25 protein-coding genes and 1 pseudogene are annotated in these 22,672 nt (G+C 72.3%); 13 read left to right on the top strand and 13 right to left on the bottom strand.

What is annotated here, in order from left to right:
* The first annotated feature begins 2 nt into the window (after window positions 1–2).
* Entirely contained in the window at window positions 3–932 is a 930-nt protein-coding gene (locus ACFFXY_RS15030; RefSeq protein ID WP_382351900.1) for an aldo/keto reductase, read from the top strand.
* A 244-nt stretch (window positions 933–1,176) separates the two neighbouring features.
* Here the strand turns inward: ACFFXY_RS15030 and ACFFXY_RS15035 are convergent, their stop codons facing one another.
* Window positions 1,177–4,485: a DUF4132 domain-containing protein gene (locus ACFFXY_RS15035; RefSeq protein ID WP_382351904.1), complete on the bottom strand. Its 3,309-nt coding sequence runs from the start codon at window positions 4,483–4,485 to the stop codon at window positions 1,177–1,179.
* Window positions 4,486–4,540: 55 nt separating this feature from the next.
* Entirely contained in the window at window positions 4,541–5,113 is a 573-nt protein-coding gene (locus ACFFXY_RS15040) for a dihydrofolate reductase family protein (protein ID WP_382351907.1), read from the bottom strand.
* Between the two features lie 86 nt (window positions 5,114–5,199).
* Here ACFFXY_RS15040 and ACFFXY_RS15045 point away from each other — a divergent pair, with 86 nt between their 5' ends.
* Entirely contained in the window at window positions 5,200–5,772 is a 573-nt protein-coding gene (locus ACFFXY_RS15045) for a TetR/AcrR family transcriptional regulator (protein WP_382351910.1), read from the top strand.
* Here the strand turns inward: ACFFXY_RS15045 and ACFFXY_RS15050 are convergent.
* Complete coding sequence (locus tag ACFFXY_RS15050) at window positions 5,738–6,331, bottom strand: GNAT family N-acetyltransferase (protein WP_382351913.1); 594 nt, start codon at window positions 6,329–6,331, stop codon at window positions 5,738–5,740. The genes ACFFXY_RS15045 and ACFFXY_RS15050 overlap by 35 nt on opposite strands.
* A gap of 73 nt (window positions 6,332–6,404) precedes the next feature.
* Here ACFFXY_RS15050 and ACFFXY_RS15055 point away from each other — a divergent pair, with 73 nt between their 5' ends.
* On the top strand, window positions 6,405–6,824 hold the full coding sequence (locus tag ACFFXY_RS15055; protein ID WP_382351916.1) for a VOC family protein: 420 nt from the start codon (window positions 6,405–6,407) through the stop codon (window positions 6,822–6,824).
* On the opposite strand, the gene ACFFXY_RS15060 is transcribed toward ACFFXY_RS15055, so the two are convergent.
* Window positions 6,779–7,135, bottom strand: coding sequence for a YciI family protein (locus ACFFXY_RS15060; RefSeq protein WP_382351919.1), 357 nt, complete (start codon window positions 7,133–7,135; stop codon window positions 6,779–6,781). The genes ACFFXY_RS15055 and ACFFXY_RS15060 overlap by 46 nt on opposite strands.
* Before the next feature lie 29 nt (window positions 7,136–7,164).
* A complete protein-coding gene (locus ACFFXY_RS15065) occupies window positions 7,165–8,034 on the bottom strand; it encodes a CPBP family intramembrane glutamic endopeptidase (RefSeq protein WP_382351922.1) in 870 nt (289 codons plus the stop codon).
* A gap of 171 nt (window positions 8,035–8,205) precedes the next feature.
* Between ACFFXY_RS15065 and ACFFXY_RS15070 the strand changes: the two genes are divergently transcribed.
* Together ACFFXY_RS15070 and ACFFXY_RS15075 are read left to right on the top strand one after the other, a co-directional pair.
* Window positions 8,206–9,222 carry a sensor histidine kinase gene (locus ACFFXY_RS15070; protein ID WP_382351924.1) on the top strand — a complete coding sequence of 339 codons (1,017 nt, stop codon included), beginning with the start codon at window positions 8,206–8,208 and terminating at the stop codon, window positions 9,220–9,222.
* The gene (locus ACFFXY_RS15075) at window positions 9,219–9,869 is read left to right on the top strand and encodes a response regulator (RefSeq protein WP_382351927.1); all 651 of its coding nucleotides are present in this window, start codon (window positions 9,219–9,221) and stop codon (window positions 9,867–9,869) included. The genes ACFFXY_RS15070 and ACFFXY_RS15075 overlap by 4 nt, the downstream gene beginning before the upstream one ends.
* A gap of 18 nt (window positions 9,870–9,887) precedes the next feature.
* Here ACFFXY_RS15075 and ACFFXY_RS15080 read toward each other — a convergent pair whose 3' ends face one another.
* From ACFFXY_RS15080 to ACFFXY_RS15100, 5 genes are read right to left on the bottom strand one after another with little or no spacing between them, the layout of a single operon-like run.
* Window positions 9,888–10,358 (bottom strand): hypothetical protein, encoded by a 471-nt coding sequence (locus ACFFXY_RS15080; RefSeq protein ID WP_382351929.1) that lies wholly within the window; start codon window positions 10,356–10,358, stop codon window positions 9,888–9,890.
* Complete coding sequence (locus ACFFXY_RS15085) at window positions 10,355–11,095, bottom strand: hypothetical protein (RefSeq protein ID WP_382351932.1); 741 nt, start codon at window positions 11,093–11,095, stop codon at window positions 10,355–10,357. Before ACFFXY_RS15085 ends, ACFFXY_RS15080 begins: the two co-directional genes overlap by 4 nt.
* Window positions 11,085–11,582, bottom strand: coding sequence for a WXG100-like domain-containing protein (locus tag ACFFXY_RS15090; protein ID WP_382351935.1), 498 nt, complete (start codon window positions 11,580–11,582; stop codon window positions 11,085–11,087). The genes ACFFXY_RS15085 and ACFFXY_RS15090 overlap by 11 nt, the downstream gene beginning before the upstream one ends.
* A gap of 34 nt (window positions 11,583–11,616) precedes the next feature.
* Entirely contained in the window at window positions 11,617–11,949 is a 333-nt protein-coding gene (locus ACFFXY_RS15095; RefSeq protein WP_382351938.1) for a WXG100 family type VII secretion target, read from the bottom strand.
* A complete protein-coding gene (locus ACFFXY_RS15100) occupies window positions 11,946–12,344 on the bottom strand; it encodes a hypothetical protein (RefSeq protein ID WP_382351941.1) in 399 nt (132 codons plus the stop codon). Before ACFFXY_RS15100 ends, ACFFXY_RS15095 begins: the two co-directional genes overlap by 4 nt.
* Window positions 12,345–12,474: 130 nt before the next feature.
* Here ACFFXY_RS15100 and nucS point away from each other — a divergent pair, with 130 nt between their 5' ends.
* Complete coding sequence (nucS, locus tag ACFFXY_RS15105) at window positions 12,475–13,140, top strand: endonuclease NucS (RefSeq protein ID WP_382351943.1); 666 nt, start codon at window positions 12,475–12,477, stop codon at window positions 13,138–13,140.
* A 55-nt stretch (window positions 13,141–13,195) separates the two neighbouring features.
* Here the strand turns inward: nucS and ACFFXY_RS15110 are convergent, their stop codons facing one another.
* Complete coding sequence (locus ACFFXY_RS15110) at window positions 13,196–13,600, bottom strand: DUF4190 domain-containing protein (protein ID WP_382351946.1); 405 nt, start codon at window positions 13,598–13,600, stop codon at window positions 13,196–13,198.
* A gap of 181 nt (window positions 13,601–13,781) precedes the next feature.
* On the bottom strand, window positions 13,782–15,857 hold the full coding sequence (locus ACFFXY_RS15115; protein ID WP_382351949.1) for an alpha-galactosidase: 2,076 nt from the start codon (window positions 15,855–15,857) through the stop codon (window positions 13,782–13,784).
* A 185-nt stretch (window positions 15,858–16,042) separates the two neighbouring features.
* Between ACFFXY_RS15115 and ACFFXY_RS15120 the strand changes: the two genes are divergently transcribed.
* The 3 genes and pseudogenes from ACFFXY_RS15120 to ACFFXY_RS15130 all read left to right on the top strand — a co-directional run.
* The gene (locus ACFFXY_RS15120; RefSeq protein WP_382351952.1) at window positions 16,043–17,131 is read left to right on the top strand and encodes a mannose-1-phosphate guanylyltransferase; all 1,089 of its coding nucleotides are present in this window, start codon (window positions 16,043–16,045) and stop codon (window positions 17,129–17,131) included.
* On the top strand, window positions 17,131–17,643 hold the full coding sequence (locus tag ACFFXY_RS15125) for a hypothetical protein (protein WP_382351955.1): 513 nt from the start codon (window positions 17,131–17,133) through the stop codon (window positions 17,641–17,643). The genes ACFFXY_RS15120 and ACFFXY_RS15125 overlap by 1 nt, the downstream gene beginning before the upstream one ends.
* Before the next feature lie 333 nt (window positions 17,644–17,976).
* Window positions 17,977–18,228: pseudogene (locus ACFFXY_RS15130) on the top strand (WhiB family transcriptional regulator); the annotation flags it as partial.
* A 419-nt stretch (window positions 18,229–18,647) separates the two neighbouring features.
* Here the strand turns inward: ACFFXY_RS15130 and ACFFXY_RS15135 are convergent.
* Window positions 18,648–19,079 carry a metallopeptidase family protein gene (locus tag ACFFXY_RS15135; protein ID WP_359944842.1) on the bottom strand — a complete coding sequence of 144 codons (432 nt, stop codon included), beginning with the start codon at window positions 19,077–19,079 and terminating at the stop codon, window positions 18,648–18,650.
* Window positions 19,080–19,200: 121 nt separating this feature from the next.
* Here ACFFXY_RS15135 and ACFFXY_RS15140 point away from each other — a divergent pair, with 121 nt between their 5' ends.
* From ACFFXY_RS15140 to ACFFXY_RS15155, 4 genes are all read left to right on the top strand, one after another.
* Entirely contained in the window at window positions 19,201–19,641 is a 441-nt protein-coding gene (locus ACFFXY_RS15140) for a DUF3499 domain-containing protein (RefSeq protein ID WP_359944845.1), read from the top strand.
* Between the two features lie 102 nt (window positions 19,642–19,743).
* Complete coding sequence (locus ACFFXY_RS15145; protein ID WP_382351958.1) at window positions 19,744–21,123, top strand: phosphomannomutase/phosphoglucomutase; 1,380 nt, start codon at window positions 19,744–19,746, stop codon at window positions 21,121–21,123.
* A gap of 3 nt (window positions 21,124–21,126) precedes the next feature.
* Window positions 21,127–21,303: a Trm112 family protein gene (locus tag ACFFXY_RS15150; RefSeq protein ID WP_382351961.1), complete on the top strand. Its 177-nt coding sequence runs from the start codon at window positions 21,127–21,129 to the stop codon at window positions 21,301–21,303.
* 110 nt (window positions 21,304–21,413) lie between these two features.
* On the top strand, window positions 21,414–22,610 hold the full coding sequence (locus ACFFXY_RS15155; protein ID WP_382351963.1) for an SIS domain-containing protein: 1,197 nt from the start codon (window positions 21,414–21,416) through the stop codon (window positions 22,608–22,610).
* Window positions 22,611–22,672: the final 62 nt, after the last annotated feature.

Below are 22,672 nucleotides of genomic sequence, written 5' to 3' on the forward strand. Positions count from 1 at the left end.
TCATGCAGCGCACCACCCTCGGCAAGACCGGCATCAGCGTCACGCCGCTGTGCTTCGGCACCAGCACCATCGCCGGGTTCACCGAGACCTACGGGTACGACGTGGACGACGAGCGCGCGGTCGAGACGATCCTCGCGGTCTTCGACAGCGAGGTCAACTACCTCGACACCGGCAACAACTACGGCAAGGACGGCCTCGCGGAGCGCCGCATCGGCGAGGCGATCCGCCGCCGCGGCGGGCTCCCCGAGGGCTTCGTCCTCCAGACCAAAGTGGACGCCGACCCGGAGACGGGCGACTACTCCGGCGCGCGGGTCCGCCGCTCCCTGGAGGAGAGCCTGGAGCGCCTGGGCCTGGACCGCGTCCCGATCCTCGCCCTCCACGACCCGGAGTTCATGAGCCAGGACGGCTTCGCGCCGGGCGGCGCCCTGGAGGCGCTGGTCGCGATCCGCGACGAGGGCCTGGTCGACCACCTCGCTGTCGCGGCCGGGGACATCGCGGTGACGCAGAGGTACCTGGACACCGGCGAGTTCGCCCTGGTGCTCAACCACAACCGCTACACCCTCCTCAACCGCGAGGCCCACGACCTCTTCGAGACCGCCCGCGCCGCCGGCCTGGGCGTGCTCAACGCGGCCCCGTACGGCGGCGGCATGCTCTCGAAGGGCCCTGCGGCCCAGCCGAAGTACTGCTACGGCGAACGCGACGAGGCGTTCGCGGCGAGCGCGGCCGCCATGGCCGAGGCCTGCGAAGCGGCGGGCGTCCCCCTCGCGGCGGCGGCCCTCCAGTTCTCGACCCGCTCCCCCCTGGTCGACGCCACGGTCGTGGGCGTCTCCCGCGCCGAACGCATCGCCGAGACCATCGCCCTCTACGAGACCCCGATCCCCGACACCCTCTGGCCCCGACTCGAATCCCTGAGGCCCGACGCCCGCATCTGACGGGCACCCGAACAACCCAGCGGACCCCTGGGGTTGGGCCCCCGGTCTGCAAGGGTGCCCGAGGGGTACGACATCGCGACGCTCCGCGGCCGCCGACCGGCCCGCCGCCGGGCACCCGAACGGCCTTCCGGAGGCCTCGGGGTGGGCCCCCGGTTTTCAAGGGTGCCCGAGGGGTACGACATGTCGCGCAACGCGAGCGGGGCTCGGCCGGTGCAACCGGCCGAGCCCCGCTCGCGTGCTCGCGCTAGCGCGTCGCGCGCGCGATGCGCGCTGCGACCGTGAGCGTCTCGGACATGCGGACCGGGTCGACGTCGCCGTTCTCCGGGAGCGCGACGACGACCTTCTCCAGGACCTGCTCGTTGTCGTCGTACCCGCCGTATCCGGGGTGGACGCCCGGCGAGGGCTCCAGGAGCACGTAGCCGCCCTCCGGGAACTCGAAGTAGATACCGCGCCCGTAGCTGCGCGCCCGCGGGTCGCCGTACCGCCACCCGCGCTTGAGCAGGCCGATCAGCGGCCCGGCGCCGGTCTTCGCGCCCTCGAAGCGGGCGACGCGCCCGGCCTCGCGCTCCTCGTCCGTCAGGGCCAGCACCAGCCGCGTCAACTGCTCGAACGGCTGGAGGATCTCGTAGTCCGCGAACACCTCGGCCCACCCGGCGACCTCCGCGCCCAGCGACACCGGGTGCCCGATCCGCACCGAAGCCCCCTCAGGCAGGTCGAACGGCTCGTCCTCGGCGTCGGCCGCCGTGCGGTCCTCGGCGAGGCGGAACGAGCGCCAGCCGTCCCCGTCCGAGCACTGCCACACCAGGCGGCTGGTGAGCTGCCACGCCACCGGGTGGTCCACCAGGTACCGCCGGAACTCCGGCACCGTCCACTCGCGCTGGGCGACCATCGCGGTCTCCAGGCGCTTGACCTGGGCGGTCGCGGCGGCCTTCAACTCCTTGCGCAGCAGCGCGAACCGCTCGAACCCGGCCTGCGCCAGCTCCGCGTCGTCGGCCGCGGCGGGCTTCGGGGCGCTCGCGCGGCGCTTGCCCTTGTCGTCCAGCACGAACGGCTTCAGGCTCTCGTCGAACTTGACGGTGAACGAGCGCGGCCCGTAGTCCAGGACCAGCGGCTCGTCCGAGGACAGCCCGAAGTCGGGCACGAGGCGGTCGGCGAGCTGGTCGAGGCTCAGGTCCAGGCGCTCGGCGATGACCTCGATCTGCGCGGCCGCGGTCTTCTTGAGCGCCTTGAACTTCGCGTTCGAGGCGATGGCCTGGACCGCGCGCAGCGCGGCCTCGGAGCCGATGTGCCCCAGGATCTCCAGGCCGCGCACGGCCTTGCGGTTCTGGCTCTGGCCCGGCCATTCGCGGATGAGGTCGGTGAGGCGGCGCACGGCAGCGTCGTCGGCGAAGCGCCGCAGCTGGTCCATCGCCCAGCCGTCTTTCGACGGCGACCCGGCCGAGAGCCACAGCTCGAACAGGCCCCACGAGAACGCCGTCAGCGACGCCGGGTCGCATTCGGCCACAAGGAGTTCGGCGCCCGGGTAGAGCAGGTCCGGGTCGTCGAGGGCGAGCGCGGACATGAGGGTGCGCACCCCGTCGGCGGGCAGCGCGGCCTCCCGGCCCGCCAGCAGGACCGGCGGGAGCATCGCGGGGTCGGCCCAGGCCGGGGCCTTGGGGACGCGGCGCTGCGGGTCGAGCGGGTCGGCGTCCACGATCGCGGCGACGGCCTCCAGCGCGGCCGGGCCGTACGCGGCGGCGCGCTCGTCCAGCAGCGCGCGGTCCGCGGCGGCCAGGTGCTTGAGCGCGTCGATGGCGTGCAGGCGCGGTTTGCCGGCCTTGCCGAGCGCGTCGGGGATGAGCAGCGACGCGGCGTCGGCGGCGTGCCGGTCGAGCCACGCCCGCCCGAGCGCGCGGTCCCCGCGGGGGCGCGACACCAGGTCGGCCGCGAGGCGGGCGGCGTCGAGGCTCACGAACGGCATCATGGCGGCGCGCTGCGAGGGCCGCTTCTTGACGAGGTCCATGACCTGCGCGGCGGCGTCGTCGCCGAAGCGGGCGAGGATCGCGCAGAGCGTCTCGGTCGTGGACCACTCGAACTTCCCGGCCCACAGCGGCAGCGCCGCGCGGGCGCGGTCCTCGGGGCCCCAGGCGAGCAGCTCGGGGAAGTAGTAGTGGTCGGGGTCGGGGCCCTCGGGCATCATCCGGTCCCACATGTCGGGGTTCCCGCGGATGTACGAGTACGCGTAGCCCTCCTCGGGCATGGTGCCCCAGGCCTCCCGCTCCTCTGGGGCCCAGCGCAGTTCGTCGGTCTCGGGCGGCACGAGCCCGGCGACGGCGGTCTTCCCGGCCTTGCCGAACGGCGCCCACGGCGGCACCGCGAACACCGCGGGCGGCTCCTCGGCGACGGGGTGCCGGGCCGCGGCGGCGAGCAGGTCCTCCACGGCCGCGCGCCGCGCGTCGTCCAATGCGGACAAATGCTCCTCGATGCCGAACTCGCGCAGCAGGCCCGCGATGCGGGCCCGCGCGGGCAGCGACGCGGTGGGCGCGACCGCGGCGGCGGCCCGGAGCGTCCGCACCGGGAACCGGGCGGCGGCCTGGCGCAGGGCGGCGAGCGCCTGCGGGCGGACCGTCCGCTCCAGGAGGTAGGCGAGGGCGGCGTCGGAGGGGAGGCGGCCGATGGCCTCGAACATGAGGTCGCGGGTCTCGGCGCTGGGCTTGGACTCGTGGTCGAGGGTGGCGGTGAGGACCGGGAGGATGTCGGCGCCGAGGACGTCGAGGGCGCGGGCGATCGCGGAGGCGTCGAACTGCGGGTGGTCGAGGTAGTCGACGCCGCACAGTTCGAGGTGCTCGGCGGTGGAGACGAACGTCCAGATGACGTTGGCGCCGTGGCGGCTGCGGGAGGCGTAGACGGCGCAGGCGTCCCGGACCCACTGCTCCTGGTCGGGCATGAGGATCGCGCCGACGGCCCGGTGCGCGTCGGAGGCGCAGCGGGCGGCGAGGCGGTCGCGGAGGTCCTCGTACTCGCCGTCGGGAAGGGCTGCAAGGAGGGAGCGGAGGTCGGCGAGGGCCGGGTAGGAGCTGACCGCGCTGCGGGCGAAGCTGTAGGTGGAGTGGGGCGCGAAGCCGAGGACGGAGCCGCTGGGGTGGTCGTTGGCGCGGTACCAGGACAGCGAGTTCGCGAACAGCTCCATGAGGGCCTCGGCCGCGAACGCGAGGCCGTGGCGGGCGATCCACGCGTGCAGGGCGGTCCGCCCGATCTCGGCGCCCCGCTTCCAGTGCATGCGCATGAGCAGCGACGCGGCGAGGGCGGCGGCCGCCGGGTCGTCCTCGTGGGCGAGTCCGGCCTTGAGGGCGGCTTCGAGCGGGCCGCCCTGCGCGGCGGCGGTCTCCAGAGGGGCCTTGAGGTGGTGCTCGTTCTTGTCGAAGAGGTCCTGGAGCAGCTGCGGCGCTTGGGCGTCGACGTCTACGTGCCGGGGCGCGCGGCGTCCGCGCCGGTCGAGGGTGTGCTCGGTCCAGGACTCCGGGAGCGCGACGGCGTCTTCACCGGGGACGGATGAGGAGTCGTTGAGGTTCACGCCAGGAAGCATAGGAACCCGGTACGACACCGGGCCCCTTGCTCCCGTGGGCGTCTCATCGGGCGCGGTAGGTCTGGAGGGACATGCCGGACTCGAAGGTGAGGTTCTCGACGAGGTCGAGGCGCAGGGGCGCGTAGGGGCCGTCGAACAGCGGGAGGCCGCCGCCGAGGACCACGGGGTAGCGCTTGAGCACGATCTCGTCGATCTCCTCGACGAGCGCGGCGGCGAGCTTGCCGCCGCCGCAGAGCCAGATGCCTTGGCCCTCTTGCCGCTTCAGTTCGCGGACGGTCTTGAGCGCGTCCTCGGCGACGAAGTTGACGTCGGGGGCGAGCGCGGGGTCGAGCGTCGAGGAGAAGACGTACTGCTCCAGGTGCGCGTAGGGGCTAGGGCTCCCGGACTCCAGGCCGGGCAGGTAGGTGCCCTTGCCCATGAGGACGGTGTCGTACAGCTTGTTGGGCGCGTCGGCGAGGCCGAGCGGTTCGCGGAACGCGGTCGGGATCGTCTCGGGCCGCAGGGCGTTGATGTGGGCGGACAGGTCGGGTTCGATCGGCAGCCGGTCGAACTCGCCGCCGGGGCCGGCGATGTAGCCGTCGATGGTGGCGCCGATGTAGTAGGTCAACTCGCGCATACACACTCCGTTTGAAGTACTATGAATGAAGTGGTTTGAAGTTACCACTACATCCGAAGTGGTGTCAACCGAGGATCGAGGAACCCATGCGCCAGAACCCCGAGCGCCGCACCGCACTGGTCGACGCCGCCATCGAAGTGCTCGCCGACCAGGGCGCCCGCGGGCTCACGTTCCGCGCCGTGGACCAGCGCGCCGCCGTCCCCACCGGCACCGCCTCGAACTACTTCCCGAACCGGGACGCGCTCCTCGTCCAGGCCGGGCGCCGCGTCTTCGAGCGCCTCGACCCGGGCCCGGAGGTCGTCGGCGAGTCCCTCGCGCTCCCCCGCACCCGCGCCTCGGTCGACCGCCTCATGCACGAGATGGTCGGGCGCATCACCGCCTACCCCTCGGGCCAGCTCGCGATGCTCGAACTCCGCCTCGAATCGACCCGCCGCCCGGAGCTGCGCGCGGTCCTCACCGAGCAGATCCGCGCGAACCTCCAGGACAACATCGACTTCCACCTGGACTCGGGCATGCCCGGCGACGCGGACACGGTCGTCCACCTCTACCTGGCCCTGAACTGGCTCATCCTCGAACGCCTCACCCTCCCCGACCTCTTCGACCAGGCCAGGACGGACGCGCTCGTCACGTCGCTGGTGACGCAGCTCGTCCCGGAATAGGGAGCGCGAACCTGCGGCACACGTGGACCCGCGCGAACTCCTCCCGCAGCCGCGCCTCGTCTTCGAGCTTCGCGTGCAGGAACGCCTTCACCGGCCGCAGCCCGGGCCGCCGGGACCCAATGGCCCGGTCGGGCTCCTCGGGGTGCGCGTGCAGGTCGGCGTAGACGTGCAGGTAGTGGTCGCTCTCGGTGAACCCGGTGGCGCGGTACCAGGCGAGCGTGCCGGGGTCCTCCCGCGTCCATGCGTCGAGCACTGTGACGCCCGTGCCGGTCAGCCGCGCGACGGCGGCGTCGAGCAGGGCCCGCGCGATCCCCTCGGAGCGCCGGTCGGGATGCACCGCAACGCTCTCGATCGTCGCATCGTGGTCTTCGACGGCGACGTCCATCAGCCCGACGACCGCGCCGTCGGCGACCGCGACGAGCGAGAAGCCGGGCTCGGCGATGGCGGGCTTGCGCGGCTCCACGGCGTCGAAGTACGACGTGCCCAGGAACGCGAGCACGCGGCACCGGAGCCACCCGTCCTCGTCCGCCGCAACGTAATCGCGGATCTCGATACCCATCCGCCGATGATCCCGGACCCGCGGGGGCCCGTAAAGCCGGTTTCGCCGCACCGCCGCGGTTAGCATTGCCGCCATGGAGAACCCGGCCCACGGCACGCTGCACCACGTCGAGCTGTGGGTCCCCGACCTCGGCCGGGCGAAGGCCTCGTTCGGGTGGCTGCTCGGGCGGCTCGGCTACACCGTCCACCAGGACTGGGACCGCGGGATGAGCTGGCGGCTCGGCGCGACGTACCTGGTGGTCGAGCAGTCGGCGGCCATGACCGGCGACCGGCACGACCGGCGCGCGCCGGGCCTGAACCACCTCGCGTTCCACGTCGGCACCGCGGCCGAGGTCGATCGCCTGGCGGCCGAAGGCCCCGCCCACGGCTGGGCCCTCATGTTCCCCGACCGCCACCCGTACGCGGGCGGCCCGGACCACTACGCGGCCTACCTGGAGGACCGGGACGGCTACGAGGTCGAGCTCGTCGCCCTCACGCCTCCGGATCGTCCATGAGGGCCCTCACCTCCCGCGCAGCGGCACGCCTTCGCGAACCTCCCGGCCCAGTCCAGGGCCTCGGCGTGCGAGCCCAGTTCCAGGACCACGAACCCGCCGACCGTCGTCTTCGCTTCCGGCGCAGGCGATTCGCTCACCGAGCCGTCCACCGCGACGACGCTGGCCCCGGGGATCACCCCGCCGCCGGTGATCCACGCCCCGGCCTCCTTGGCCGCGGCGACCACAGCGTGGGCCTCCGCGCCGACCTCGGCGAGGTCGGCCTCCGGTATCACCATCGTCCCCTCGTCGAACGAGATGAAATACCTGGTCATCTCCACTCCTCTCCTCGACTGCCCCGATCCTACGAACGGGGGCCGACATTCGGGGCCCGTCCCAGGCGCCCCCGCGTCACCGTGACCAGCGACACGGCCACCGCCCCGAACGCGGCGAGCTGCACCGCCTCGTAGCGCAGGTCGTTCGCGACGCCCGGGAACATCACCGGCAGCAGCGTCACGTTGAAGAACGTGTGCGCCAAGACCGCGAGCGGCCCGCTGCCGCCCGTGCGGTTGTACAGCCACGTGAACGGGAACGCAATCGCGACCGTGAACCCCAGGAACACCAGGTACGGCAGCACCGTCGCGCCGAGCCCGCCCCCGGCGTGGTTGTAGCCCTCGATCATGAACAGCGGCAGGTGCCACAGCCCCCACAGCACCCCCAGGACCAGCGTCCCGCGCACCGGCCCGAACCGCTCCTGGAGCCGCGGCGTCGCGAAGTTCCGCCACCCCGGCTCCTCCCCCAGCGGCCCGCCCACGACCAGCACCAGCGCGAACCCCAGCACCCACGCCGGGACCTCCCGCGGCACCGGCCCGAACGCGGCCGCCGCGCCCGGCAGCGGCAGCACGCACAGCATGAGCAGCGCCGGGAGCCCGAGCAGCACCAGCGCGTACCAGCGCCCGCCGACCCGCCAGCGCCACAGGTCCCGCAGCAGCGCCCGCACGCCGTCCCGCCCCTCGCACGCCGCGGTCACGGCGAACGCCGCCGCGAACGGCCCGATGAACGGGGCCGCGAACATCCACGGCACCAGGGGGAGCCGGAGCACGAGGATCACCACGAGCTCGTACGCGAACGACGGGGCGAACGAGAGGACGAAGAAGCTCAGCAGCGGCCTGGCGGCGACCGCGCGTGCGAGGGGGCCGCGCTCGGCGCGGGCCCGGACCGGGGTGTGGACCATGGTGACTCTCCTTGACGGCGTTGGTCTTCGACGGCAGTCCTCGACTGACGTGCGGTCAAGCGTGGCCGCCGCGGGCCCCCGCCGGGCATCCGTCGCAGGAGGGACCGCGCGCCCCGGATATCCGTCTTTCGGCAGAGGGCCGGGAGCGCCGCGGCTGGGTACGGTCGCCGCATGAATCGAGTACGGCGCATCGGGCACGGCCCGGTCGGCATCGCGGCGGCCGCCGCGTCCCTCCTCGGCACGGCCCTCTTCCGGGGGACGCTCACCGGGACGGCCGGGGCGTGGATGCTCCTGGAGGGCGCGGCGCTCGCGGCCCTGACCGCGCTCACGGTGCGGCACGCGTCCCCGGGCCGCGCGGCGGCGGCCACGGTGCTCGGCACCGCCGCCCTTGCGGCGCAACCGCTGCGGATGCTCGACGGCGCGGGAGCGAGCGCCACGGAGTACGTCTTCTTCATCGCCTTCGGCGCGGTCCTCGGCCTCGCCGCGGCGGGCGCCGGGCTCCTCGTGCGGCTCGTGGCGCGCGGCCGGGCCGGGGCCCTGGAGGACGTGAGGCGCCGCGAGCGGCTGGCCCTCGCGGCCGGGCTGCACGACCTGGTGGCGCACGACGTCACCGGCATCGTCCTCGACGCCCAGGCCACCCGCGCCGAAGGCGGCGGGGGCGACGCGGCCCTGGAGCGGATCGAGCGGGCCGGGCTGGAGGCGCTCGCGGCGATGGACCGGACCGTGGGGATGCTCCGCGGCGAGGGCACCGGGTCGCCGGGCGCGCGGACCTACGGGGTCGCGGACCTGCCCGAGCTCGCGGACCGGTTCGCCGAGACCGCGCGCCTCCCCGTCCGGTGCGACCTCGATCCCGGTGCGGCCCAGCGGGTGCCGCGCGAGACGGGCGAGGCGGTGTACCGGCTGGTGGCCGAGGCGCTCACGAACGTCAGGAGGCACGCGCCCGACGCGGCGGGCGTCGCCGTCACCGTGGCGGCCGGGCCCGCGAATGTGGAAGTGCGCGTGGCCGACACCGGCGGGGCGAGGCCGGGCCGGTCGCTGCCGCGTGCGGGGGGCCGCGGCGGGACCGGCCTCATCGGGCTGGCCGCGCGGGTCGAGGCCCTGGGCGGCGAGTTCCGCGCGGGCCCGGACGGCGCGGGCTGGGCCGTGGAGGCCGCGCTGCCGGTCCCCTCGGCGGCGGTGGCCGAGTGAGCGTCCGGGTGCTGGTGGCCGACGACCAGGAGCGCGTGCGCCGCGGCCTCGCCCGGCTCGTTGACGCGCAGCCGGACATGGCGGTCGTCGGCGAGGCCGCCGACGGCGCGCGGGCGGTGTCGCTCGCGCGGTCGCTGCGGCCCGACGTGGCGCTGGTGGACATCCGGATGCCGCGCCTCGACGGCCTCGACGTGACGCGGCTGCTCGCCGCCCCGGACGCCGATCCGCAGGTGCGCGTGGTCATCGTGACGACGTTCGACGACGACGAGTACGTGCATGCGGCGCTGCGCGCGGGCGCGTGCGGCTTCGTCCTCAAACGCTCGGGCCCGGCGCTCCTGGCCGAGGCCGTGCGGGCGGCCGTGGCCGGGGAGTCCCTGATCAGCCCGGCGATCACCGTGAAGCTCCTGCGGCGCCTCGCCCCGGTGGCGCACCGTCCGCCGCCGAACCCGCTGACGCCGCGGGAGACCGAGCTCGCGCGCCTGGTCGCCCGCGGGCTCTCGAACGCTGACATCGCCGCGGAGCTGTTCATCTCCGTGGGCACCGTCAAGACGCACCTCGCGAGCATCCAGGCGAAGCTCAACGCCGCGAACCGCGTCGGCATCGCCGCGTGGTGCTGGCGGACGGGCCGCGCCGACCCGGTCGCGTGAACGGCGCCTGCCGGGGCCTCAGTGCTTGGAGAGGTCCGCGGCGTCCTCGGGTCCGCGCAGCGGACGGTACTCGCGCTTGCTCCCGAGGATGTCGATCAGCTCGCGCTGCCCGTGGACGGGCTCGGGGTACTCGGTCTCCAGGGGGGTGGTGCCGTCGAAATCGAAGCGCACGATCCAGATCGGGTACCCGAACTGGTAGCCGGTGGCCTTCGCCAGGGTGCCGTCGTGGCGGAACTCGCGGGTGATCCCGTACAGGTGGTTCCCCTGGTACCACTCCTCCTCGATGAGGTCGCCGTCGGCCGTGACCTGGCCGCTGGGGCCGTCGAGCCAGCCGTCCTTGAAGCTCTGGAACTCGTAGACGCCGTCGTCGAGCTCCTCCCCGGTGAACCCCGTGAACCGCTCCGAGCCGCGCCAGTAGGACTGGTTCCCGTCGATGCGGATCTCCTCGTCGGGCACGGACAGCGCGACGGGGTCGTAACTCGGTTTCATACGGAGAAATCACCGTTCCAGCTCGTGTCTTCCTCGTACCCGGAGCCGTCGGACTTCGTCTTCCAGCCGGCCTTGGAGCCGTGGGTGCCGTCGCACATCTGCGTGCAGTTGCCGCACGAGCGCATGGAGTCCTTGGTCTTGGGGTTGCCGTTGTGGATCATGAAGTCTTCCATCCACGGCTCGCGGCCGTCCGCGCGGGCGTCCTTGAGGGCCCGGTTGAGCGCCCGGGTCTCCGAGTGCGTGCCGGGCGCGCCGTGCCGGTCCTGGTCGGGCGGCTGGAGCTTCCAAAAGTCGCCGTCCCGGTCCAGGGACTTGTTGTAGCGCTCGCGCAGGATCGGGTCGAGGTCGTCGGGGTCCATGTTCCACTTGTCGCGCTTGTTCACGTTGTGGTCGTAGTAGACCCGTCCCGACTCGCGGTCCCACACGGCGGAGACGCACGGCTGCCGCTTCTTGTTGCTCCAGCCCTCGGGGTTCTCGTCGATGTACTCGTTCCAGCGTTCCTTGAGCTTGTCGTGGTCCTTCTTCTTGTCGCCGGTGGAGTCCATCGAGCCCCAGTCCCGGGGCTTGTCCTCCCGCTTGATGTCGTCGATCTTGTTGTCGAGGTTCCGCACGTCCGGGTCGGGGTGGTTCGAGCGGCCGCGCGGCTCGGGCTTGCGGAACACGCCGTCGACGTTGATGACCTTGTTGATCACGGTGCTCTTGGCCTTCGAGCCCGACTTCGGTCCCTTAGGCGGCATTGAGCACCGCGTTCACGGCCTGGTCGATGAGCTGGTCGATGATCAGCCCGGCGATCTGCTTGAAGATCGGGATCTGCGCCATCGACGCCCCGAACGTCAGGGGCGCGGTCGCGATCGCCCACGCGATCTGCACCGCGAGGACCGCCAACTGGATGATCACGGCGATCTTCAGCGCCAGGATGATCCCGGCGGCGATCGTCAACCCGATGTTGATCTCGTTCGACGGGTCGCCGATGTCGGCGATGTTCTTCATCGCCGACTCCTCGTCCTCCCAATGGGTCTGGAAGGCGTCGATGTCGCCGCCGGAGTTGTTCTCGATCAGCGTGCGCGAGGCCGCGCTGAGCGACTCGACCCGGCCGGTGATCTGGTCGGCCATGCCGGTCCACTCGCCGGCGAGGTTGAAGATCTTCTCCTCGTCCGACTCGGGCCAGTCGTAGCCGAGCATCCCGAGCAGGGTGATCAGCTCGCCGGGGAGTTGCATGCCCATCTGGGGCTCCTTCTCGCCTGGGGTGCGTGGTCGGTCAGGGCTTCATCTCGCCGTGGAGGGTCTTGAACGACTCGGCGACCCTGCCGTCGGCCGCCTCGTGCTCGTCCGCCATCTCGCGGATGTCCTTCGCGTACTCGGTGAGCGCCTCGATGTTCGCGGTGAAGCACTCGGTCGCGGTCGACACGCACTCCTCGTGCGCCGGGCCCGCGAGCGAGCCGATCATGTCGCCGCCGAACCCGTCCGCGAACTGCTCCAGCGCGCTCGTGAACTGGTCCATGAGCGCCTGCACGTCGTCGCGCGCCGCCTCGATCTCGTCCGCGGACTTCCGCATGGTCTCGGGGTCGATGTTCAGACCGGCCACGGTCACCTGCCTCTGCTGATTCGGTCCATGAGATCGCCGATCTCACCGCGCATCTGCGCGAACTGCTGGAGGGAGGCGTCCTGGATGCGCGCCATCCGCTCGTTCATCTCGGCCTGGTCGGGCACGGGACCGGTGTACGTCGTCTCCGCCGTGCGCCGGTCGAGCGCCTCGTTCGCGGCCTTCTTCAACTCCTCGACGAGGGCCTCCGGCCCGTCCTTCAGCGCGCTCAGCGTCATCTTGATCCGCTCGAACCGCCCGTCGGCGCCCAGCGTCACCTTGATGCGCCCCTCAGCCGCCTCGGCCACGATCGGCTCACCTTGCGCCCCAGCACCACCGGGACCGCCGGCCACCGCATCGCGCGCCTGCGACAACTGCTGCGCCACCAGATCTTCTCCGAACATCCGGACCTCCTATTCGGGCACGATACCGGAGAAAACCGAACGATACTCAACGGGTGCTCGCCCCGCCGCGCCCACCACCCCCCACGTCCAGCCCCGAAACCGCCCGCCCCCGAACGGTAGGGTGCTCCCCATGCGTTTGGTTGTGGCCCGCTGCTCGGTCGACTACACGGGGCGGCTCTCCGCCCATCTCCCCATGGCTCCCCGCCTGATCATGCTGAAGGCGGACGGGAGTGTGCTGGTGCATGCCGACGGGGGGTCGTACAAGCCGTTGAACTGGATGACGCCGCCTTGCACGGTGGTGGAGGGGGCGACCGAGTGGACGGTGACGTCGAAGAAGACCGGGGACCAGCTGAAGATCTCGATCGAGGAAGTGCTGCACGATTCGAGCCATGAGCTGGGGGTGGACCCGGGGCTGCAGAAGGACGGGGTCGAGGCGCACCTTCAGGAGCTGCTGGCGGCCGACACGGCGCCGCTGGGGAAGGGGTGGAGCCTGGTGCGGCGGGAGTACCCGACCGCGATCGGGCCCGTGGACCTCATGTGCCGCAACGCGGACGGGAAGCACGTGGCGGTGGAGATCAAGCGGCGCGGGGAGATCGACGGCGTCGAGCAGCTGACCCGGTACCTGGAGCTGCTCAACCGCGACCCGCTGCTCGCCCCCGTCGACGGCGTCTTCGCCGCCCAGGCCATCAAGCCGCAGGCCCGCGTCCTCGCCGAGGATCGCGGCATCCGCTGCGTCGTCCTGGACTACGACGACCTCCGCGGGGCCGTGGACGAGAGCCAGCCGAGACTGTTCTAGAGCAGAAGCAAAGGGCCGCAGCGGATACCGCTGCGGCCCTCGATCGTCTCAGGGACTACGGGGTCTCGTAGGACTCCCAGTCCTCCCAGTCGCCGCACTCTTCCTCGGAGAGGCCGGCATCGTCGCACGCCTTCTGCCACTCGTCGTCGATGTAGTCGCTGGCGGCGTTGACCACGAGGATGTTGATCGCGATGGCGACGCCGACGGCCAGGATGCCGAGCACGAGACCGGTTCCGCCGGTGCCCTTGCCCTTGCCGTTGCGCTTGCCGGCGACCACGAGGGCGATGATCCCGAAGATGACGGCGAGGACGCCGAGGATGATGCCGATGACGTTCACGAAGGGGATGACGCCGAAGACGAGCCCGACGATGCCGAGCACGAGGGCGGTCACGCCGAAGCCGTTGCCCTGCTTCACGGGGGCGGGCTGGGGCACGGGCGCCGGGGCAGGCGGGTAAGCCACGAGGGAACTCCAAATGTTCTCGTTCTTGGGATGGGCGGAACTGCGGTGAGTCTAAGGGGTCGGTGCAAGTCGGGGGCATTCGGTAACCGGGGTATAGCAGAGATACTACGCACTTCGGCCATATACACCAGGGCGATCACTGACAGTGATCGTCCTGTGTGTATTCGGCGACTTGAACGTCTTATTCAACTCTCCGCAGTCTGATGATAGCGGAGTCCCAGTCCGCAGGGGTCCACCGCAGGGGCAGTCCCAGCGCGTTGAGCGCCCCGCCCCAATGGGTCTCGCCCGTGTCCTCGTCGATCCAACGCGAATCGGACGGCACGCCCGCGGGCCGCAGCGGCGCGAGCGGCCGGTTGCAGTGCCACGGGGTCTTGAACGCCAGCACCGCGATCCGGTCGCCGAGCACGTACTGGACGCCCGTCAGCGCGGTGGCCTCCGGGTCCCCGAGCCGGTACTGCGCGCCGTGCTGCACGACCGGCCGCAGCTCCTTGTACAGCGCGATGTGCGCGGCGGCCTCGTCGAGCTCGGCCTCCGACCACGCCGAGAGGTCCCCGCCCACGGCGAGCACCCCTGCGCTGGCGACCTGGAAGCGGAAGCGCAGGGAGGTGGTGCGGTGGTTGAAGCCGCTGGGCTCGTCGGTGATCCACGCGCCCATGGCCCGCGCCGGGTACGCCTGGCCGAAGCCGTACTGGATGTTGACGCGGTCGCCCGCGTCGGTGTTGTCCGAGGTCCACACCTGGTCGACGTAGCGCAGGATGCCCGGGTCGACGCGGGCGGCGCCCCCGGCGCAGCCCTCGATGCGCACGCCGGGGTGGGCGCGGCGCAGGCGGTCCTTGAGGTCGTAGACGGCCTGCACGTGCTCGAAGTGGGCGCGGTCGGGGTCGTCGGCGCCGGGGCGGCCCACTTCGGTGAGGGGTCGGTTGTGGTCCCACTTGACGTAGTCGATCGGGTGCTCGCTCAGGAGCCTGTCGAGCCAGGTGAAGGCCCATTCGGCGACCTCGGGGCGGCCGTAGTCGAGGACCATCTGCCGCCGCAGCTCGGTCCGGTCGCGGCCCGCCTGGTGCAGGACCCAGTCGGGGTGGGCGCGGTAGAGGTCGGAGTCGGCGTTGACCATCTCCGGCTCGACCCAGATGCCGAACCGCATGCCCGCCTTGTGGACGGCGTCGGCGAGCGGGGTCAGGCCCCGGGGGAACCGCTCGGGGTTGTGCCACCAGTCGCCGAGCCCGGCGTTGTCACTGGTGCGCCGCCCGAACCAGCCGTCGTCCACGACGAACTGCTCGCAGCCGATGCGCGCGGCCAGCTCCACGAGCGGGAGCTGCTTCTCCTCGGAGACCTCGAAGAACACGGCCTCCCAGGAGTTGAAGAGGACCGGCGCGTCCTCGTCGGCGGTGGGCATGACGTGGCGGCGCAGGTGCTCGTGCCAGGCGCGCGAGACCCCGCCGAAGCCCTCGGTGCTGAACAGCCCGGAGTACACGGGCGTCGTCCAGGTCTCGCCGTCGCGCAGGGTCCAGTGCAGGCCCTCCTGCCCGGCGCCGCCGGTGACCGAGACGCGGCCCTGCGCGGAGCGGCGCAGCTGGACGCGCCAGGACCCGGACCACGCGAGGTTCGCCGAGTACACGGTCCCGGCGGTCTCGGTGGCGGTGCCGTCGTCGAGGGCGATCCACGGGTTGGCCTGGTGGCTGGTGTTGCCGCGGCGCGAGCCGAGGACGGTCTCGCCGACGGGCAGCTCGGTGCGCCGCAGCTGCCACTCCCCGGCCCATTCGCCGGAGAGGTGGGAGAGCCGGTAGCCGTCCCAGTGCGGGAGGGTCCAGGCCGCGGAGTCAAAGCGCGACACCTCGACCGGCCCGGCCGCCTCGATCGCGGCCCACCGGTCGAGGACCCCGGTGTCCCACAGGCGGTAGTGGAGGGTCAGGGCCAGGTCCCGGTCGGTGAAGGAGATCGCGAGGCGGTCTCCCTCGATCGAGTGATCCCGGTAGTGCCACGCGAAGCCCTTGGCGCCGTCCGGGTGCCGCAGCTGGAGGGACGGGGTCGCGAACTGGGGCCCGAGCTCGCCGAGGAGCTCGGCGCCGGTGTGGAGGCGGTCGTCGAAGGAGTACGCCTCGCGCCACTCCCGCACGAGGGACGGGACGGCCCCGTCGGGGATCGCCGGGCCCCAGTGGAGCTGGCGGGGCAGTCCGTCGCCGAGGCCCACGACGTAGGACACGCCGGCCCCCGTCAGGTGCCAGGTGCGGGCGGCGTCGTCGTAGCGGATGGGCATGCGGGCTCCTCTGCGGTCGGATCGGCACCAGTCTGCACGGCCCCTCGCCCCCTCGGCAAGCGGTATCCCCGCCCGTGGGCCGGGGACGTCGCCCCGTCTTCACCCGCCCGCAACGCCCGCGTCACCGCGGGCGGCCCGCCGCAGGGGTGAACGGGCACGTGGGAGGGGCGTGCAAGACTATTGGCATGCTTCACGCGGTGGTCCCCGCAGGCGGTTCCGGAACCCGGCTCTGGCCCCTGTCTCGCGCGCAACGACCCAAGTTCCTGCTGCCTCTCACGGGCACCGACTCGTCGCTCCTCCAGTCGACGGTCGAGCGGGTGCGGCTGCTGTCGCGGCCCGACCACGTCTACGTGGTCACCGGCGCCGCGCACGCGGTCGACGTGGCCCGCCAGCTCCCCGAGGTGCCCGGCGACAACATCCTCGTCGAGCCCTCCCCCAGGGACTCCGCCGCCGCGATCAGCCTCGCCGCGGCCGTCATCGCCGAGCGCGAGCCGACCGCGGTCATGGGCGCGTTCGCCGCCGACCACCTGGTGCCCGACGGCGAGGCGTTCGCCAAGACCGTCGAGCGCGCGATGGAGCTGGCCGCCACCGGCCTGCTCATGACCATCGGCATCAACCCGACCGGCCCCGACACCGGCATGGGCTACCTGCGCATCGGCGCGCCCGTGGGCCCGGGGTACCAGCTCGAAGCGTTCGTGGAGAAGCCCGACCAGGTCTCCGCGGTCGAGTACGTCTCCTCGGGGAACTACCTGTGGAACGCCGGGATGTTCGTGTGGCGCGTGGACGTGTTCCTCGCCGAGCTCGCCCGCCACCGCCCGGCCCTGCACGACGCGGTGCGGACCCTCGCGAAGGCCTGGGACTCCACGGGCCGCGAGGCCCTGTTCTCGCAGCTGTGGCCGACGCTGGAGAAGATCTCGATCGACTACGCCGTCATGGAGCCCGCGGCCGCGGCCGGGCGCGTCGGCGTCGTCCCCGGCGACTTCGACTGGCACGACGTGGGCGACTACAACACGCTCGGGCAGGTCCTCAAGGCCGCCGACAAGGTCGGGAACGTCGTGGTGGAGCCGCGCGGCTCCGGCGAGGCGCTGCTGACCGAGTCGAAGCGGAACGTCGTCGTCCCCGCGGCCGGGCGCCTCGTCGCCACCGTCGGCGTGGACGACCTCATCATCGTGGACACCCCCGACGCGCTCCTGGTGTGCCCCAGGGACCGCGCGCAGGAAGTGAAGGGACTGGTCGAGGAGTTGAAGCAGTCGCAGAGGAACGACCTGATCTGATGCCGACCCTGCAGCTCGCGACGCGCACCCGCACCGCCGTCGCCGCCGTCCTCCTCGCGTGCGCCGTCCTCGTCATCCTGGTCGCTTTGTCGCAGTGGCTGTTCGGCGCCGGGCTCGACCCGCGCGACGACACCATGAGCCGCGCCGCCGGGATCGGCTTCACCGACGAGGCCCGCGGCACGCTCTTCTCGGTCCTGCCCGTGGCGCTGCCGCTGCTCGCGGTCCTCCTGGCGCCGCCGACGAGACCCGGACGGGTGATCGGACGCCTGACCCGTCTCGTCTACGCCGCCTACATCGTTATCGGAGTGCTGCTGGCTTTGACGGCGGCACGGTACGGATTCGACGAGGCCGGGCAACTGGCGAAGGAAGGACAGGTCTTCATCGACGCGAGGGCGACGGTCGAGAGACTGCTGCTCGACGTCGTGTGGCTCGTGCTGGCCGCCATCGGCCTCGCATTCGCACAGAAGGCCGGAAAAGGCGAGCGAACCTCCACTGCGGAGCCTGTCAAGTAAGGTCCCCCGCAAGCGTGAGTCTGAGGGGTCCTTCCATCGTTCGGATCACTGTGCGCTATCGTCTGATATCGAACCGTTATCGAATAGCGACGAGCACTCATCGTCCATAGAGATGAGTCAGGCGGTGCGGCCCCATCTTCAGGCCGCCCGCGGGGCATCGGAACCTATTGCAGGACTTGACCACCAGCGGGCGACCGGCGCGCCCGCCGCAGGCCCGTACGCGTTTCAGGGGAGGGGACGCGTGCACGCCTCAAGTCCGCATTCCGGTGCCGTGCAAGTGATTGCAAGGGGGGAGCACCGGATTCCGGTGCGCGAACGAGGAGGCGGACGTATATGGACGGCCGTGACTACTTGGCCGACCTGTTGGGTAACGTTCCGGAGTGGCAGGTTCGCGCATTGTGCGCGCAGACCGACCCGGAGGCGTTCTTCCCCGAAAAAGGGGGCTCCACACGCGATGCGAAACGCATCTGCGCGCGGTGCGAGGTCAAAGAGAACTGTCTGAACTACGCACTCGACCACGACGAGCGATTCGGCATCTGGGGCGGGCTCTCGGAGCGGGAGCGCCGCAAGATCAAACGCCAGGCCCGGGAGGCGGCCCGCCGCAGGCACGAACGGCTGCCGGTGGTGGTGTGCATGCCGACCCCGATGATCAACCCCGCGCTCGCGTCGGAGTTCGCCTTCACGGCCGAGGCTCCGCACGCGGAGCCCGTCCTGCTGGGCGGCTGCCGCAGCGAGGCGCTGATGGACGAACTGGTCGGACCTCGCCGAGGCGAGCCGGCCGCACCGCGGGCAACGGAGCCCGCGCCCGAACCCCGCGTGCCGGTGGCGGCGTAAGGGACATCCCGACGAGCGGATGAGGGGGCGCGGCCGCAGGGCTGCGCCCCTTCGCCGTTCCCGGCGAAACGCGAAACCGGATATTCCCGATATGTCCGCCCGGGGGACCCCTTGTTTTCAGTGTATGCCGCAGGTCCGACATTCCCACTCGAACAAGTCATGAGCACCGCTCAGAACTCCAGGTCCTCCGGCGGGAGGTTCAGCAGCGACGCGAGCTGCTCCACCAGGACCGAGCGCACCAGCGACTCCATGTCGGCCTTGCCCTCGCCGCGCAGCTCGATCGGCCTGCGGTACAGGACGATCCGCGGCGAGGCCGCGGCCGTCCCCGGCTGCGCCGGGTACAGCTTCGAGAGGGGCACGCCCCGGTCCTCGACGATGTCCGCGTCGTACGACTGCGGCTCCGGGGGGACCTCGTCCACCGCGAACTCGATGTGGCGCAGGTCGGTGAACTTCGCGCCCAGCGTCTCCGAGAGGCGACGCTCGATCGTCACCACCGATTCCATGACCAGCGCGTCGAACTCCTCCACCGGGGTGCGCCGCAGCGGCAGCGAGCCGGGCGCCAGCGGGCCCCGCATCCCCCGTCCGTGTCGATCTCTGCGCATGGGGCCACCTTAGCGTCCGGGTCGGACGAAACCGGCCCCCGAACGGCCCCGCGCCGCGAATCCCTCCGCGGCCACTGGTCAGCAACACCGACTTCGACACCGCGAGTGGTAGTTTCGTGGGGTGAGGTCGGATCGGCGTTGCTCCCGGAACGGCTGCCGCCAGCCTGCGGTGGCCACTTTGACATATATCTACTCGGATTCGACGGCTGTGGTCGGCCCGCTCTCCACGACGCGGGAGCCCCACAGCTACGACCTGTGTGATGCGCACGCCCGGCGCCTCACCGTGCCCCACGGCTGGGAGCTCGTCAGGCACCAGGGCGACTACGCCGTGCCCATGCCCACCGACGACGACCTGGTCGCACTGGCCAACGCCGTGCGCGAGGCCGCGGTCGGCGAGCGCCACGAGGACCCGGGCGAGCCCGACGACGCCGCGACGCTCGCGAGCCGCCGCCTCGCCGAGGCCGAACCGGCTCCGCGCCAGGGCTTCCGCCCCGCGAACCCGGGATTCGGTGCCCGGCGTCACCTCCGGGTGGTGTCCGGCGATGAGGACATGCAGGGTTAGTCTCGTGTGCGGGGGCGGCCCCTCCGCAGCGGCGCGGCGGGTCCGCGGAGGCTCCCTCCCCCGATCGGCCCCGCATGCACACCCGAAAGGCGGCAGCAGCCCGTGGCTCCCAAGCTCACTGAATTCGTGAAGGCCTACGACGTCCGCGGACTCGTCGGCTCGCAGCTCACGCCCGAGGTCATGGAGGCGATCGGCGCGGCCGCCGTCGCCGTCACCGGCGAGAAGACCTGGGCTGTCGGCCACGACATGCGCGACTCGGGCCCCAGCTTCGCCGAGGCCTTCGCGCGCGGCGCCACCCGCGCCGGCGCCGACGTCCTCGACGCCGGGCTGTGCTCCACCGACATGCTCTACTTCATCGCGGGGCTGCGGAACGTCGCCGGCGCGATGTTCACCGCCAGCCACAACCCCGCCGAGTACAACGGCCTCAAGATGTGCCTGCCCGCCGCGCGGCCCATCGGCCTCGACACCGGCCTCGCCGACATCCGCGACCGGGCCCAGGCGATCCTCGACGGCGAACCCGCCCCCGAAGCCGAGCAGCCCGGCACCGTCGCGCACGAGGAATTCCTCACCGCCTACGCCGAGTACATGCGCGACCTCGTGGACCTCTCCGGCATCCGCCCCCTCAAAGTGGTCGTGGACGCGGGCAACGGCATGGGCGGCCACACCGTCCCCGCGGTCCTCGGCGACCAGCTCCTCGCCGCGCTCCCCCTCGACATCGACCCGCTCTACTTCGAGCTCGACGGGACCTTCCCCAACCACGAGGCCAACCCCCTCGAACCGGCGAACATCGTGGACCTCCAGGCCCGCGTCAAGGAGACCGGCGCCGACCTCGGCCTCGCGTTCGACGGCGACGCCGACCGCTGCTTCGTCGTGGACGCCGACGGCGAGCCCGTCACCCCCTCCGCGATCACCGCGCTCATCGCCACCCGCGAACTCGCCAAGCACCCCGGCTCCGCGGTCTGCCACAACCTGATCACCTCGAAGGCCGTCCCCGAGATCATCGGCGAGCACGGCGGCCGCCCCCTGCGCACCCGCGTCGGCCACTCCTACATCAAGGCCGTCATGGCCGAGGAGGACGCGGTCTTCGGCGGCGAGCACTCCGGGCACTACTACTTCAAGGACTTCTGGTTCGCCGACACCGGCATGCTCGCGGCCATGCACGTCCTCGCCGCCGTCGGCGGCTCGGACCAGACGCTCGCCGAACTGGCCGCGGACTACGTGCGCTACACCGCCTCCGGCGAGATCAACTCCAAGGTGGACGACCCTCACGCGAAGATCGAAGAGGTCGCCGCCCACTTCGACGCCGAAGACGGCGTCGACACCGACCGCCTCGACGGGCTCACCGTCTCCTTCGCAGACGGCTCCTGGGCCAACCTGCGCCCCTCCAACACCGAACCGCTGCTGCGGCTGAACGCCGAAGGCCCCGACACGGCCTCGATGGAACGGCTGCGCGACGACATCCTCCGCATCGTAAGGAAATAGGCCATGCCCGCCACCGCGCCCAAACCAGTGCTCCTCGAACTGCTGCGCTGCCCCGAACCGCACCACGCCCCGCTCGCCTACGACCGCGAGGAGAACGCCCTGACGTGCTCCGAGTGCGCGAAGGTCTTCCGCGTCGAGGACGGCATCCCCGTGATGCTCCTCGACGGGGCCGCCGAGTAGCGCCGCGGCACAGCGGGCCCCGAGCAGCACCGAGGGCGCGGCGGGCACCCCCGAGCGATCCCATCCGGCAACCCGAACGCGACGGCCGCGACAGGCCAAGGAGGAACAGCATGGGTCTTGAGGACGACGGCATCGCCGGCATCACCGGCGACCGGCTCCCGGACGAACGGCGCATCGAAGGCGACCTGAGCGACGCGATCCGCCCCGGCGGGGCCCTGTGGGCGCTCGCCTCGGCCGGGCCGCAGCTGCGCGAGTCGGCGGCGCTGGCCCGCGACGCCGGGCTGGCCGCCCTCGCCGAGGAGGGCCGCCCGCGCGCGGTCGTGGTCGCGGGCGTCGGCACCGCGGCCCGCACCGGCGACATCCTCGCCACGGTCGCCGGGCCCCGCTGCCCGGTCCCGATCCTCGGGCACCGCTCCGCGGGCGTCCCCGGCTGGGTCGGCGCCGCCGACGTCGTCATCGCCGTGTCCGCGTCCGGCCGCAGCCCCGAGGCCCTCGCGGCCGCCGAGGCCGCCGCCCGGCGCGGCGCCCGCCTCGTCGCGATCGGCGCGCCCGACTCCGAGCTCCAGTCGCTCGCCGAGCGCGCCCGCGCCTCGTTCGTCGCGGTCCCGCGCCGCGCCCCCGCGCGCCTCAGCCTGTGGGCGCTCACCGTGCCGGTCCTCATGGCCGCCAGGGAGCTCGGGCTCGTGAACCTCGTGGAGGCGGACATCGCCGAGACCGCGCGCCGCCTCGACGAGGACGCCGAGCGGTGCCGCCCCGACGCGGACGCGTACGTCAACCCGGCGAAGGAGCTGGCGATGAACCTCGCCGGGTCCATCCCCGTGGTGTGGGGCTCCAGCCCCCTCGCGGGCGTCGCGGCCCGCCGCTTCGGCGACATGCTCGCCGCGAACTCCCGCTACCCGGTGGTCTCCGGCGAGCTGGGCGAGGTCGGCCGCGGCCGCGTCGGCCTCCTCGACGGCGTGTTCGGGTCGCTCGCCGAGGGCCAGAAGGACATCTTCGCGGACCCCGACGACAGCGACGAGTTGACCCGGCTGCGGATCGTGCTCATGCGCGACGACGGCCTCGACGGCGACGACGCCAACCCCAAGCCCGACACGCGCCGCGCCGACGCCGTCGCCGACCTGGCCGGGCGCCGCGGCGTCCGCTGCGACGTGCTCCCCGCCGAGGGCGGCTGCGCGCTGGAGCGGCTCGCGTCGCTCATCGCCGTGCCCGACTTCGCGTCGGTGTACCTGGCGCTCGCGCACGGCCTCGACCCGATGCGCGTCCCCGCCGTCTCGGAGATGAAGGACTTCACGCTCGGCAGCGAGTGAACCGGGCGTGAGGGGCCGCGGACGCAGCGCCGTCCGCGGCCCTTCCCGTGCCGGTGCCCCGC

This window comes from Glycomyces mayteni, assembly GCF_042428885.1.
Classification (GTDB): Bacteria; Actinomycetota; Actinomycetes; order Mycobacteriales; family Micromonosporaceae; genus Glycomyces; species Glycomyces mayteni.

Bases quoted from the DNA above. Each gene is read 5' to 3' on its own strand.
- ACFFXY_RS15030 (WP_382351900.1), top strand. From the start codon at position 3: ATGCAGCGCACCACCCTCGGCAAGACCGGCATCAGCGTCACGCCGCTG.
- ACFFXY_RS15040 (WP_382351907.1), bottom strand. From the start codon at position 5,113: ATGCGCGAGTTGACCTACTACATCGGCGCCACCATCGACGGCTACATC.
- ACFFXY_RS15045 (WP_382351910.1), top strand. From the start codon at position 5,200: ATGCGCCAGAACCCCGAGCGCCGCACCGCACTGGTCGACGCCGCCATC.
- ACFFXY_RS15050 (WP_382351913.1), bottom strand. From the start codon at position 6,331: ATGGGTATCGAGATCCGCGATTACGTTGCGGCGGACGAGGACGGGTGG.
- ACFFXY_RS15055 (WP_382351916.1), top strand. From the start codon at position 6,405: ATGGAGAACCCGGCCCACGGCACGCTGCACCACGTCGAGCTGTGGGTC.
- ACFFXY_RS15060 (WP_382351919.1), bottom strand. From the start codon at position 7,135: ATGACCAGGTATTTCATCTCGTTCGACGAGGGGACGATGGTGATACCG.
- ACFFXY_RS15065 (WP_382351922.1), bottom strand. From the start codon at position 8,034: ATGGTCCACACCCCGGTCCGGGCCCGCGCCGAGCGCGGCCCCCTCGCA.
- ACFFXY_RS15070 (WP_382351924.1), top strand. From the start codon at position 8,206: ATGAATCGAGTACGGCGCATCGGGCACGGCCCGGTCGGCATCGCGGCG.
- ACFFXY_RS15080 (WP_382351929.1), bottom strand. From the start codon at position 10,358: ATGAAACCGAGTTACGACCCCGTCGCGCTGTCCGTGCCCGACGAGGAG.
- ACFFXY_RS15085 (WP_382351932.1), bottom strand. From the start codon at position 11,095: ATGCCGCCTAAGGGACCGAAGTCGGGCTCGAAGGCCAAGAGCACCGTG.
- ACFFXY_RS15090 (WP_382351935.1), bottom strand. From the start codon at position 11,582: ATGGGCATGCAACTCCCCGGCGAGCTGATCACCCTGCTCGGGATGCTC.
- ACFFXY_RS15100 (WP_382351941.1), bottom strand. From the start codon at position 12,344: ATGTTCGGAGAAGATCTGGTGGCGCAGCAGTTGTCGCAGGCGCGCGAT.
- nucS (WP_382351943.1), top strand. From the start codon at position 12,475: ATGCGTTTGGTTGTGGCCCGCTGCTCGGTCGACTACACGGGGCGGCTC.
- ACFFXY_RS15115 (WP_382351949.1), bottom strand. From the start codon at position 15,857: ATGCCCATCCGCTACGACGACGCCGCCCGCACCTGGCACCTGACGGGG.
- ACFFXY_RS15120 (WP_382351952.1), top strand. From the start codon at position 16,043: ATGCTTCACGCGGTGGTCCCCGCAGGCGGTTCCGGAACCCGGCTCTGG.
- ACFFXY_RS15125 (WP_382351955.1), top strand. From the start codon at position 17,131: ATGCCGACCCTGCAGCTCGCGACGCGCACCCGCACCGCCGTCGCCGCC.
- ACFFXY_RS15135 (WP_359944842.1), bottom strand. From the start codon at position 19,079: ATGCGCAGAGATCGACACGGACGGGGGATGCGGGGCCCGCTGGCGCCC.
- ACFFXY_RS15150 (WP_382351961.1), top strand. From the start codon at position 21,127: ATGCCCGCCACCGCGCCCAAACCAGTGCTCCTCGAACTGCTGCGCTGC.
- ACFFXY_RS15155 (WP_382351963.1), top strand. From the start codon at position 21,414: ATGGGTCTTGAGGACGACGGCATCGCCGGCATCACCGGCGACCGGCTC.